The following is a 12,208-nucleotide window of genomic DNA, read 5'->3' on the forward strand; positions in this document are numbered from 1 at the left end:
ACGAGGCCGCGTCCAGCTACGAGGCTGCGCCCGGCTACGAAGAGGCTGCGTCCGGCTACGAGGCCGGGCCTGGCGAAGAGGCTGCGTCCGGCTACGAGGCCAGGTCCGGCGAAGAGGCCGCGTCCAGCTACGAGGCTGCGCCCGGCTACGAAGAGGCTGCGTCCGGCTACGAGGCCGGGCCTGGCGAAGAGGCTGCGTCCGGCTACGAAGAGGCTGCGTCCGATTACGAGGCTCGGCCCGGGCCCGCGCTCGGCGGCGCGCTGGGCGACGAGGCTGACTCCGGTCCGCCGAGCGGCCCGGGATCCCGGCGCTTCTGGCCCACCTCCGCCGCGCTCGCGCCCGCCTCGGACTCCGCACACCGGGGCGGCGAGCCGGGCCGGCCGCTCGCCCCGGAATTCACGGGCGGGCTCGCGGAAGCGGATCCGGCGTACGCGGCATCGGCCCAGCCGGCCGAGGCCTACGGCCAACCGCAGGACCGGACCGCCGCGCAATACGCTCCGCGACAGGAAGGTACCGAGATGTCGTTCGGCTCGCCGTGGCCCGAGTTGGGCACCCCGATCATCGAGTCGCTGGGAGGCGCCGGCGCCCGGCCGGAACCGCCCGACGCCCTCGCCGGCTTTGCCGGCCTGGGCCGCGGGCGATCCATGCTCCAGCGGTTCGCCGCGCTGGAGGACATCGACGCGCCGGCCTCAGGGCGATTCGACCTGATCCCGCCGGGCCCCGGGCCCGCCGACGTGGACCTGCTGCCGATCGACCTGCGCGCGGCGCCCGAGCGCGGCGGCGATCCCGAACTCGACATCGATCCCGAACTGGACCGCGTAGCCGACGACGAGCCGGTCTCGCACAGCCTGGAACTGCACGGACTCGACGCCGCGGGCGCCTACGACCTGACCGGCGGCTTCCTGGCCGACCACTTCCCGGCACCGGAGGACCTTCCGGACGACCGGCACGGCGACGAATGGGCCGGCGACGGCACCGGTGACGAGCGGGACGGCACCGGCGGATGGGCCGCCGGGAGCCCGGAGGATTCCGATCTCTCCGCCGGCTTCGACGTCGTGGACGCCACCGGCGCCTCCGGCGCGTTCGCCGGTCGCTTCGACACCCCGTCCGGCGGCTTCGCGGCGCCGGATGCGGAGCCCGCCGACCTGCCGTGGGGCGGCCGCTACGGCGACCGGGTCGAGGGCTGGAGCAGGCCGGAGTACGGCGACGAGCCCGAGCCGATCTCCGGCGAGTACTGGATGCCGGTGAACAAGGGCGCCTACGACTCGGAGTACGGCTGGCCCGTACCGGTGGAACGCCCGCCGGCGGCGGACGCCGACGACGTCGAGGCGGAACCGACGGCGGTCGTGCCGCCGTGGCCGCCGGCACGCCCGGACAACCGTGTCGAGGCGCCCCGGCCCTGGTCGGAGCGCACCGCGATCGCGGACCGCGACGGCCGGCCCGTCGCGGCCGGCGACCCGGCCGGTGAGGACGACGGTGCCGGGCGAGGGTTCCTCGACGACAACGGGCGTCGCGACGACGCCGAGTGGCGGCTGCCGAGCTCCGCCCCGGTGAACCAGAGCCTGGACGAGCCGATCTGGAACGTGTCGGACCTGCACCAGTCCCACATGCCCGACCTGTCGTGGGCACCCGGGTCGGCCGCGGACGAGGCCGCGCCTCGCCGGGTCCGCCGCCCGTCCGCCGGCCTGATCCGGCGCCGGCGCGGCCCCGGCGGGGTCTCCGCCAGCGAGAGCCTGACCCAGACGCTGCCGGTGATGGATCACGGGCTTTCCGAGGCGTCCCGGTCCCGCCCGCGGCCCCGCCCGCGCCCGGGCAACGGCCAGCCCGATCCGCGCAGCACGGTCTACGTGAGCCGGCACGCGGCGGAGCCCAACTGAGCCCGCGCCGCAACGGCACGCCTAGTCTTTGGGCGTGGCCTCCTCGCCGTACGCAGATCTTGATCGTCCCCCGCTGACCGAGCGCGCGCTGCAACGCGCGCTGATCGTGCCCGGCGGGTTGTGGCGACAGGTCGAGGTGCGGGCGGAGACCGGTTCGACAAACGCCGACGCCGCGGCCGCGGCGCGGGACGGTGCCGGTGAGGGCCTGGTGGTCGTCGCCGAGCAGCAGGTCGCGGGGCGGGGCCGCCGGGACCGGCAGTGGGTCTCGCCGCCGCGGGCCGGGCTGACGCTCAGCCTGCTGCTGCGGCCCGGCGCCGCCGACGAGGGGCGGGGCTGGGCACCCGCCCCGCAGCACACGTGGGGCTGGCTGCCGCTGCTGGCCGGGGTCGCGCTGCTCGAGACCGTGCAGCGCCTCGCCGAGCTGGACGCGTCGCTGAAGTGGCCGAACGACCTGCTGATCCGCACCGGCACGGGCGACGCCAAGGCCGCCGGCATCCTCGCCGAGGTGTCCGGTGACGCCGTGGTGGTCGGGATAGGGCTCAACGTCACCACCCGCCCGGAGGAGCTTCCCGGCACGACGGGCCTGCCGGCCACCTCCCTGCGGGCTGCCGGCGCCAAGGCCACCGACCGCGATCCGCTGCTGCGCTCGCTGCTGCGGGGCGTGGCCCAGTGGTACGGCGGCTGGCGCGAGGCCGACGGCGACGCGGAGATGTGCGGGCTGCTGGCGGCGTACCAGCGGGGGTGTTCGACAATCGGCCGCAACGTCCGGGTGCTGCTCCCGCAGGGCAGGGAGCTCACGGGTACGGCGACCACGGTGGACGGATACGGCCAGTTGGGGGTCCGGACGGCTGACGGCGAGCGGCGCGTCTCGGCGGGAGACGTCCTGCACGTACGCTGAACCGGTGGCGTTCCCGGACGAGGTCCTGACCGACGAGGAGGAGGTCGTCCTCCACCTGCACCCCCACGCCAAGGCGGCCGTGCGCCCGGTCCTGGTGCTGCTCGCCGACCTGGCGGCGGTGATTCTGGTCTGGGTCATGCTGCCACCGACGACCGGTGGCCTGATCGGTGTGCTGGTGGTCGGCGCGGTCGCGCTCTTCACGGGCCTGACCCGGGGCGTGTGGCCGCTGCTGGTCTGGCGGACGACGCACTACGTCTTCACCGACGAGCGGATCCTGCTGCAGGACGGCGTGATCGCCCGCGCGCGCCGGGACCTCCCGCTCAACCGGGTCAACGACCACGCGATGCGCCAGACGATGCTCGACCGGGTGCTGGGCTGCGGCACGCTGAAGATCGATTCGATCGGCGACCAGGTCGCGGTGCTGGAGTCGGTGCCGGGGGCCCAGCGGGTGCAGACCCTGCTCTATCAGCTGATCGAGACGGACCGCGAGCTACGCGGGGACGGCGAGGACGAGGAGGCCGACGAGGAGGAGACTCCGTCGACCGCTAGACAGCGCGGCGCTGAGCGTCGAGCTCTTTCGCCAGTTCCGCGTCCAGGCTCCCGTCGGCCTCGGCGCTGAGCTCGGCCAGGCCCGCGACCACGTCCAGCTCGGCCACCGCGCCCTCGTGCCCGTCCACCGGCGGCTTGAGGAAGACGAAGGTCCGGTACGCCCAGAAGCGGAAGACCGTCGCCACCGCGATGCCCAGCATCGTGCACCCCATGAGCAGGATCTCGTCGTGCTCCTCGGTGAGGCCGAAGCCGTACTTGCCGATGGTGACCGCACCGGACTGGATGATCATGCCGATCAGGTTGAAGCCGAAGAACAGCGCGTACTCCCGGCGCAGGGCGCTGCGGGTGTGGTGGCGGTAGGTCCAGTACCTGTTCGCGAGGTATGCCAGGGTCGTCGTGACGACGGTCGCGACGATGCTCGCCTTGACGGCGCCGATGGACAGCAGGGCCCACGTGATCGCCATATAGAGCAGCGTGTTGCCGGCGCCGATCACGCCGAAGGCCAGCGCTTCCGGTGCGAGGTGGCGCAGGCGTTCCGCCAGCGAGCGGGCTGAAAGCATTGGTCAACCTTACGGGGGGAAAGAGGCGAGGACGTCGGACCGTACCGGAGGGGTGACTCCGACGTCACATTCGCGGGACTGCGGGCGGGGCCGTCGGCGGGACGGACTGCGGCGCCGGCGCGGGCGCGTCCCGGTGTGACGGCGCCGGTATGCCGGGCTCGATCGGGTCGGGGACGACGACCTCGCCGAACACGAAGCGCCGGTACGACCAGAAGCGGAACAGGGTGCCGACGGCGGTGCCGACGAGCTGGCCCGAGATGTTGTCCGCGAGCGGGCTCTGGAACTCCGGCCAGATCAGGCCGAGCCCGTAGTGGCTGATCGCCAGGCAGGACAGGCCGATGACCAGGCCGACCGCGTTGAGCAGGAAGAACGTCACGTACTGCCGGGCCATGTTGGCGTGCCCGCGGTGCCGCCAGGTCCAGAATCGGTTGCCCAGGAACGCCACCGTGGTCGCGATGACCGTGGAGATCGTCTTGGCGGTCAGCGACTCGCTGCCGCTCTGCAGCAGCACGTTGAAGATCGTCAGGTCGACGGCGAAGGCGGTGCTGCCCACGATGCCGAACTTGCTCAGTTCGCGCACGAGTGCCCCGAAGCGTGCCCGCAGCGCGGGCAGGATTGCGGCAGGCACGGACCCGAGAGTACCGGCGCCGGTCACGGAGCGCCGTTTTCGTGAGCGACTCTTAATCCATCGGCGCCGGGAACACCGCGCTGCTTGTACGGACGGTAGCCGCTCTGGTTGATCTCTGTGATCTCCGCGTGCCGGGCCCGGCAGCCGGCGCACCAGGCGAGGTGGGTCTCGAGCCGGACGGCGTCGCGCGGCGCCACCCGGCCCCGGACGTGCCCGCCGAGCCGGTCGCCGGTCCACCGGCACTCGGGCGGATCGGCGACGGCCACGTGCTGCTGCAGGTAGAGCCGGCGCAGACCCTCGCGGGCCCGGTGCGCGAGCACGGCGACGGCGTTCGGCGTGAGGCCGAGGTCGGGGGCGACCTCGGCCGGGCTGGCCCCCTCGACCTCGGTGCGCCAGAGCACGTCGCGCCAGCGGTCGGGCAGCGCCCGGAAGGCCTGTGCGGCGTACGTGCGCTCCAGGCGGTCGAGCGCCGGGTCGCGGAACGGCTCGCCCTCGTCGTACCGGGTGAGGTCGTCGGTGAACTCGAGCCGGCGGTCGCGGCGGGCCCGGTGGTAGCAGACGTGCCGCAGGGTCGTGTGCAGGTAGGCGCGGAACGCCACCAGCGGCCCGCCGCCGGCCCGCAGCGACGCGAAGACCTTGGCGAACGTCTCGGCTACCAGGTCGTCGGCGTCGGCGGGGTCGCTGACGAGCCCGTACGCCAGCGCCCGGGCGGCGGCCCGGTGGCGTTGGTATAGAACGCCGTACGCGGCGGTGTCACCCGCGCGTACGGCGGCAAGCAGGTCTGTGTCCATGTCGGTCTCGCTGGCCGGGATCGTCATTCCTGCCTCCTGTAGCGGGGAGTGGGAGGAAAGCCCGATTAACGACTAGCTTAGGCCGTTTCGTCCGCTTTGTGAACGCGGGTGGATGCGGGCCGGGAAATGCATTCAGTTGGCCCGCCGTGCGCGCTTGTGCATCAAGCGGCGAAGGATCGATCGTGATTGCGCACAAACACCGAGGATTGTGCGGTTGTCCACAAGATTCGCCGATGAACTGAACGTTTCCTCGGCTTAGGCTGAAGTGACTCCCGTGACAATGGCCGACCGACCGGCCTGGTTCGTCACAGGTCAGTGCCGACCGAAGGGAATCACATGTCTGTGCCCCCCACCGCACACGCCAAGCTTTTGAACTGGGTGGACGAGGTTGCCGCCCTCACCACACCGGACCGGGTGGTCTGGTGCGACGGCTCCGACGAGGAGTGGACCCGGCTCACCGACTCGCTGGTCGAGGCCGGTTCGCTGGTCCGCCTGGACTCCGCCAAGCGGCCCAATTCGTTCTGGGCGCGCACGGATCCCGGGGATGTCGCCCGGGTCGAGGAACGCACCTTCATCTGCTCGGTGGACCCCGCCGACGCCGGCCCGACGAACAACTGGGCGGCGCCTGCGGAGATGAAGGCGACGATGACGGAGCTGTACCGCGGCTGTATGCGCGGACGCACCATGTACGTCGTGCCGTTCTGCATGGGCCCGCTCGACGCGCCCAACCCGATGTTCGGCATCGAGATCACCGACAGTGCGTACGTGGTGGCCTCGATGAAGATCATGACCAGGATGGGCACCGCGGTCCTTGCCGCGATGGGTGCCGACGCGGACTTCGTGCCCGCGCTGCACTCTGTCGGCATGCCGCTGGCCGAGGGCGAGTCCGACGTGGCCTGGCCGTGCAACGAGACCAAGTACATCTCGCACTTCCCGGAGTCCCGCGAGATCTGGTCGTACGGCTCCGGCTACGGTGGCAACTCGCTGCTCGGCAAGAAGTGCTTCGCACTGCGGATCGCCAGCGTCGCCGCCCGCGACGAGGGCTGGCTCGCGGAGCACATGCTGATCATGAAGCTGACCTCGCCCGAGGGTCAGGTCCGCTACATCGCCGGCGCGTTCCCGTCGGCCTGTGGCAAGACCAACCTCGCCATGCTCGAGCCGACGCTGCCGGGCTGGAAGGTCGAGACCGTCGGCGACGACATCGCCTGGATGCGCTTCGGTGAGGACGGTCGCCTGTGGGCCACCAACCCGGAGTACGGCCTGTTCGGCGTCGCGCCCGGCACCGACCACCACACCAACCCGAACGCGATGCGCACGCTGGCCCGTGGCAACTCGGTCTTCACCAACGTGGCCCGCACCGACGACGGCGACGTGTGGTGGGAGGGCATGGGCGAGCCGCCCGCGCACCTCATCGACTGGCGCGGCAACGACTGGACGCCGGATTCCGACCAGGTTTCCAGCCACCCGAACAGCCGCTTCTGCACGCCCATCAACCAGTGCCCGATCCTCGCGCCCGAGTACGACGACCCGCGCGGCGTACCGATCGACGCGATCCTCTTCGGCGGCCGGCGCAAGACGACCGTGCCGCTGGTGACCGAGGCCCGCGACTGGGTGCACGGCGTCTACTTCGGAGCGACGCTCTCCTCGGAGACCACGGCCGCCGCGGTCGGCCAGGTCGGCGTGGTGCGTCGCGACCCGATGGCGATGCTTCCGTTCATCGGGTACCACGCCGGTGACTACTTCAACCACTGGATCGAGATGGGCAAGGCCGCTTCCGGCGACGCCGACAAGCTGCCGAAGGTCTTCTACGTGAACTGGTTCCGGCGCGACGCCGACGGCGGCTTCCTGTGGCCGGGCTTCGGGGAGAACTCGCGGGTGCTCAAGTGGATCGTCGAGCGCCTCGACGGCAAGGGCGACGCGGTCGAGACCGCGATCGGTCACGTGCCGACCGCCGACGCCCTCGACGTGAGCGGCCTCGACATCAGCCGGGCGGACCTGGAGGCCGTGCTGCGGGTCGACACCGACGAGTGGCTGGCGGAGATCCCGCAGGTCGAGGAGTGGTTCGCCAAGTTCGGCGACAAGCTGCCGGCCGTGCTCTGGTCCGAGCTCGACGCTCTCAAGTCCCGCCTCAACGCCGCGTGACACCCCGCGCCCGCCTCTTGAACGAGGCGGGCGCGGCCTGGGTACCGTCCACCGGGTGAGTGAGGCCGTGTTCGACGTCGCGGTCGTCGGCGCCGGGCCGGCCGGCGCGGCCGCGGCCCTCGCGGCGCGGCGGGCGGGCGCGTCGGTGCTGCTGCTCGACAGGGCGGCGTTCCCGCGGGACAAGGCGTGCGGCGACGGCATCGCGGCCGACGCCGTCGACGTGCTCACCGACCTCGGCGTCATCGGAGTCACCGACGGATACCCGCCGGTGGCGGACCTGCGCCTGATCGCGCCGGGCGGCACCGAGGTGGCCCGGCCACTGCCCCGGCCGGCGCACACCGTTCCACGCCGGGTGTTCGACGCCCGGCTCGTGCAGGCGGCGGTCGCACAGGGCGCGCAGCTGCGCAGACACGCGGTCCGGAAGATCTGCGAGGACGCCGGGGGCGTCACCCTCGACGACGGGATCCGGGCCCTGGTCGTGATCGGCGCGGACGGGGCCGGTTCGGTGGTACGCCGCGCGCTCGGTCATCCGGTCAACCCGGACGGACACCTCGCCATCGCGATCCGCGGTTACGCGCCGGCGGTCGGCACCGAGCAGCTCATCAGGACGACGAGCGCGCGCTGGCCCGCGTACGCGTGGTCTTTCCCGATCGGGGACGGCACCGCCAACGTCGGGTACGGCGAGACGCTGCGCGGGACGCCGCTGACGAAGGCGTACCTGATGGCGCGGCTGGGCGAGCTGCTGCCCGGCACCGAGCCGACCGGCCTGCGCGCCCACCACCTGCCGTTGTCCACCCACCGCCCGCCGCCGACCCGCGGCCGGGTGCTGCTCGCGGGCGACGCGCTGTCGCTGATCAATCCGTTCACCGGCGAGGGCATCTTCTACGCCGTGCTCTCCGGCGCCCTGGCCGGCGCCGCGGCCGCGGCCGGGCCGCACGGTGCCGCCGAGCGGTACGGCGCCGCCCTCAGGAGGCGGCTCGGCCGCCACCTGCGCCACTCCGGTCTGGTGGCGCGGCTGACCCGGCGGCCCGGGGTGGTCGACGCCGCGGTCCGCGCGGCTCGCCGAGATGGTGCGGTTTTCGACCGAATGGTGGACCTGGGGCTGGGTGACGGGGTCTTCGACCTTCGCACGATCGGACGCATCGGGGCAGAGTTGCTCCACATCGCCCTGCCGCCCTCTTGAGCGTGCGCACGCGCTCGCTAGGCTTGCAGGGATGAGTCTGCGGTCCCTGGTCTATTCGCTGTACGAACGACGGCTCGCCGGCAAGCTCGCCGGCCGGCCGGTACCGCAGCATGTCGGGGTCATGTGCGACGGCAACCGGCGCTGGGCCCGCGAGATGGGCTACGTCGACCCCAACGACGGCCACCGGGTCGGTGCCGAGCGGATCAAGGAGCTGCTCGGCTGGTGCGACCAGGCCGGCATCAAGCACGTCACGCTCTACCTGCTGGCGACCGACAACCTGCAGCGCCCGGCGGCCGAGCTGGATCCCCTGGTCAAGATCATTGAAGACCTGGCGACCGAGCTCGCCGAGGACGGCAACCCGTGGCGGCTGCGCATCGTCGGCGCGCTCGACGTGCTGCCGGCCAACACGGCGACGGCGCTCAAGGCCGCACAGGAGAAGACCCGCCACCGCACCGAGGGCGTCGAGGTCAACCTGGCGGTCGGCTACGGCGGCCGCCGCGAGATCACCGACGCGGTCCGCTCGCTGCTCTACGAGCAGTCGGCGGCCGGCCGCACGCTCGAGGAACTGGCCGAGATCCTCGACGTCGAGCACATCGCCGAGCACCTCTACACCCGCGGCCAGCCCGATCCCGACCTGGTCATCCGCACGAGCGGGGAGCAGCGGCTGTCCGGATTCCTGCTCTGGCAGTCGGCGCACTCCGAGTTCTACTTCCACGACGCGAACTGGCCGGACTTCCGCCGGACGGACTTCCTGCGTGCGCTGCGGTCCTACGCGGGACGGCAGCGGCGCTACGGCGCCTGACGCTGTTCACGGCCAGCACGCAGATCACGATCGTGATGCCGGCCCACTCGTGCGGGCGCAGCACCTGGCCGAGCAGCACCAGCCCGGCCAGCGCGGCGAGCACCGGGTGCACGCTCATGAACATCCCGAAGAACCGGGCCGGGATCGTCCGCAGGGCGATCAGGTCCGCGGCGTAGGGCACCACCGAGCTGAGTAGGCCCGCGACGGCCGCGTACCCGAGCCCGGCGCCGCCCAGCCGTCCCTGCGCCACCAGCGTCGCGGCGACGGGCAGGTAGGCGACCGCCGACACCGCGGTCGCCGCCGCCGGTGCCTGTATGCCCGGCAGCCGGGTCCCGAGCAGCCGGTTGAGCAGGATGTACGCGGCCCAGCAGGCCGCCGCGAGCAGGCCCAGCCCGATGCCGGGGTAGTCGCTGGCCGTACCGGGCAGCACCAGCACGTAGACGCCGGCGCCGGCCGCCGCCGCGCAGAGCAGGTCGAGCCGGGTGCGGGAGGCGGCCAGCGCGACCGCGAGCGGGCCGAGCACCTCGAGGGTGACGGCGAGGCCGAGCCCGATCCGGTCGATCGCGGTGTAGAGGCTCAGGTTCATCACCGCGAACGCGGCGCCGAGCAGCAGCGTCGGCCACCACTGCGCCCAGGTGAAGCGGCGCAGGTTCGGCCGGGCCAGCGGGAGCAGCACGGCGGCGGCGACGAACTGGCGTACCGCGACGACCCCCGCGGGGCCGATCGTCGAGAACGCGTGTGCGCCGACGGCGGCGCCGACCTGGTTGCTCGTCGCGCTGGCGAGCATCGTCGCGACGCCCGCGAGTCGGGGGGATCTCATGCCCACAGCCTTCGCCGCCCGCGGCGTGCACGGAAATGCGCGAGCCGCCCGATCTATACGCTGGGCGTATGGATGTGCGCCTGGGTCAGCTCCGGACGCTCCTCGCGGTGGTCGACGCGGGCACCTTCACCGACGCCGCGGCCGTGCTCGGGGTGTCGCAGGCGACCGTCTCCCGCTCGGTCGCCGCGCTGGAGCGGGCGCTCGGCGCCCGGCTGCTGCAGCGCACCACCCGGCACGTGGCGCTGACGCCCACCGGCACCCGGATCGTCGGTCAGGCCCGCCGGATCGTCGAGGAGGTCGCGCACCTGCAGCGCATCGTCGAGGCCGCGCGGACCGAGGTCCTGCTCGGCTACGCCTGGGCGGCGCTGGGCCGGCACACCCGGCGCCTGCAGAAGACCTGGGCGGCCGCGCACCCGGGCGTTCCGCTGGTGTTCGTGCAGTCCAACGACCCGACCGCGGGCCTGAGCGACGGTACGGCGGACATCGCCGTCATCCGCCGCCCGCTCGACGACGAGCGATTCGCCAGCGCGGAGATCGGCCTCGAGTCGCGGTACGCCGCGGTCGCCACCGACAGCGCGCTCGCCCGCCGGCGCAGCCTCCGGGTGGAGGACCTGACCCGCTACACGGTGGCGATCGACAGCCGCACCGGCACGACGACGCTGGACCTGTGGCCGCCGGACGCGCGGCCGGCCGCCGTCCGCGAGACGCCCGCGGTCGACGAGTGGCTGACGCTCATCGCCGCCGGCCAGGCCGTCGGCGTCACCTCCGAGGCGACCGCACACCAGTACCCGCGGCCGGGCGTCGCCTACCGGGTGCTGCGGCACGCGCCGCGCATCTCGGTGTCGCTGGCGTGGTGGCGTGACGATCCGCCGGGTCACCTCGGCGAGCTGCGGGACCTGGCCCGGCGGATCTACGGCTGGTCAGGCGCGGTGGAAGGCGTGTAGCGCCTCGGCGAGGAAGCCCGCCACCGCCTCGGGGGACTCCAGCGTCAGGTCGGCCGCGCTGGAGACCTCGGCGCCGGTCTCGGGATTCGCCACGGCGACGCACATGCCGAAGAAGTCGGGGTCCACGGCCTCGCGGGCGCGCAGCGCGTCGAACGCCTTGATGTCGGACATGTCGTCGCCGAAATACCAGGCGCAGCCGGCGTTCAGCACGGCCTCGCTGATCACCATGCCCTTGTCCTGGTCGACCGGCGGCTTGAGCTCGACGACCATGCGCCCGCCCTGCACGCGCAGCCCCAGGCGCTCGGCCTGCTCGTGGCCCCAGCGCTCGACGACCTCGGCGAGCCGGGGCGCGGTGCGGTAGTGCAGGGCGACCGAGAGGCGCTTGTATTCCACCAGGATCGCCTCGGGCAACTCCGCCTTGGCGCGCTCGGCGAGGTCGGCCATCGCGGGCACCCAGGGCAGGGCCGCGGGCTCCGTGACGACCTCGCCGTCGTGCCAGACCTCCAGGCCGTAGAGCCCGAATAGGTCGACGTGGGCCAGCGACTCGAAGCGCGAGCGCAGAAAGCTCACCGGGCGGGCCGAGACGATGGCGACGCGGGCCACCGCGCCGGCCAGTTCCTCGAGCACGCCCAGCACCGAGGGCACGGGCTGGGAGGCGTCGGGATCGTCCGTGACGGGGGACAGCACCCCGTCGAAGTCGAAGAAGAGAGTCGTGTCCCGGGCCCGCGAGGCGGTGAACTGCCAGGCCTCGGCGGCGCTCAGCGGGTGCGTAGGACGCGCATTGCTGGGGGGAGACTCAGGCACGACTCCCAGCGTACCCGCCGTTCGGCCGGTTGCACGCAACCGTTGAGACGGCGAATTGGCGTATCACGCGGGTACTACCGCACGTGCCAGTTGACCAGTAGCGTTCTTGTCATGGCGCGGGGTCGTCCCGGGCCAACCGGTCGTCCCGGACCTGCGACAAAGTGCGCCACGGGGCCCGCATCCCGGCTCCGTGTCAGGGACGGTGGCCGG

10 protein-coding genes and 2 pseudogenes are annotated in these 12,208 nt (G+C 72.7%); 7 read left to right on the forward strand and 5 right to left on the reverse strand.

Annotated elements, in window-relative coordinates:
* The 3 genes and pseudogenes from AB0B58_RS07350 to AB0B58_RS07360 form a co-directional block, all read left to right on the forward strand.
* A pseudogene (locus AB0B58_RS07350) lies at nt 1-1,877 on the forward strand (hypothetical protein); the annotation flags it as partial.
* Nucleotides 1,878-1,911: 34 nt separating this feature from the next.
* On the forward strand, nt 1,912-2,775 hold the full coding sequence (locus AB0B58_RS07355) for a biotin--[acetyl-CoA-carboxylase] ligase (RefSeq protein WP_360219035.1): 864 nt from the start codon (nt 1,912-1,914) through the stop codon (nt 2,773-2,775).
* Between the two features lie 4 nt (nt 2,776-2,779).
* Nucleotides 2,780-3,394, forward strand: coding sequence for a PH domain-containing protein (locus tag AB0B58_RS07360; protein WP_360219038.1), 615 nt, complete (start codon nt 2,780-2,782; stop codon nt 3,392-3,394).
* Here AB0B58_RS07360 and AB0B58_RS07365 read toward each other — a convergent pair.
* The 3 genes from AB0B58_RS07365 to AB0B58_RS07375 all read right to left on the reverse strand — a co-directional run bounded on the left by AB0B58_RS07365 (nt 3,321) and on the right by AB0B58_RS07375 (nt 5,330).
* Nucleotides 3,321-3,884 (reverse strand): GtrA family protein, encoded by a 564-nt coding sequence (locus AB0B58_RS07365; protein WP_360219041.1) that lies wholly within the window; start codon nt 3,882-3,884, stop codon nt 3,321-3,323. The genes AB0B58_RS07360 and AB0B58_RS07365 overlap by 74 nt on opposite strands.
* A 64-nt stretch (nt 3,885-3,948) precedes the next feature.
* Nucleotides 3,949-4,512, reverse strand: coding sequence for a GtrA family protein (locus AB0B58_RS07370; protein ID WP_360219044.1), 564 nt, complete (start codon nt 4,510-4,512; stop codon nt 3,949-3,951).
* Between the two features lie 23 nt (nt 4,513-4,535).
* A complete protein-coding gene (locus tag AB0B58_RS07375; protein WP_360219047.1) occupies nt 4,536-5,330 on the reverse strand; it encodes a sigma-70 family RNA polymerase sigma factor in 795 nt (264 codons plus the stop codon).
* 309 nt (nt 5,331-5,639) lie between these two features.
* Between AB0B58_RS07375 and AB0B58_RS07380 the strand changes: the two genes are divergently transcribed.
* From AB0B58_RS07380 to AB0B58_RS07390, 3 genes are all read left to right on the forward strand, one after another.
* Nucleotides 5,640-7,445, forward strand: coding sequence for a phosphoenolpyruvate carboxykinase (GTP) (locus AB0B58_RS07380; RefSeq protein ID WP_360219050.1), 1,806 nt, complete (start codon nt 5,640-5,642; stop codon nt 7,443-7,445).
* A 67-nt stretch (nt 7,446-7,512) separates the two neighbouring features.
* Nucleotides 7,513-8,628 (forward strand): geranylgeranyl reductase family protein, encoded by a 1,116-nt coding sequence (locus AB0B58_RS07385; protein WP_360219867.1) that lies wholly within the window; start codon nt 7,513-7,515, stop codon nt 8,626-8,628.
* Between the two features lie 31 nt (nt 8,629-8,659).
* On the forward strand, nt 8,660-9,430 hold the full coding sequence (locus AB0B58_RS07390; RefSeq protein ID WP_360219053.1) for an isoprenyl transferase: 771 nt from the start codon (nt 8,660-8,662) through the stop codon (nt 9,428-9,430).
* 16 nt (nt 9,431-9,446) lie between these two features.
* Here the strand turns inward: AB0B58_RS07390 and AB0B58_RS07395 are convergent.
* Nucleotides 9,447-10,250 (reverse strand): annotated as a pseudogene (locus tag AB0B58_RS07395) (EamA family transporter); the annotation flags it as partial.
* Nucleotides 10,251-10,318: 68 nt separating this feature from the next.
* Between AB0B58_RS07395 and AB0B58_RS07400 the strand changes: the two are divergent.
* Nucleotides 10,319-11,194: a LysR family transcriptional regulator gene (locus AB0B58_RS07400; protein WP_360219056.1), complete on the forward strand. Its 876-nt coding sequence runs from the start codon at nt 10,319-10,321 to the stop codon at nt 11,192-11,194.
* On the opposite strand, the gene otsB is transcribed toward AB0B58_RS07400, so the two are convergent.
* The gene (gene otsB, locus AB0B58_RS07405) at nt 11,171-11,998 is read right to left on the reverse strand and encodes a trehalose-phosphatase (RefSeq protein ID WP_360219058.1); all 828 of its coding nucleotides are present in this window, start codon (nt 11,996-11,998) and stop codon (nt 11,171-11,173) included. The two genes, AB0B58_RS07400 and otsB, sit on opposite strands and share 24 nt — an antisense overlap.
* Between the last annotated feature and the right edge of the window lie 210 nt (nt 11,999-12,208).

This window comes from Actinoplanes sp. NPDC049118 (assembly GCF_040648555.1).
Classification (GTDB): Bacteria; Actinomycetota; Actinomycetes; order Mycobacteriales; family Micromonosporaceae; genus Actinoplanes.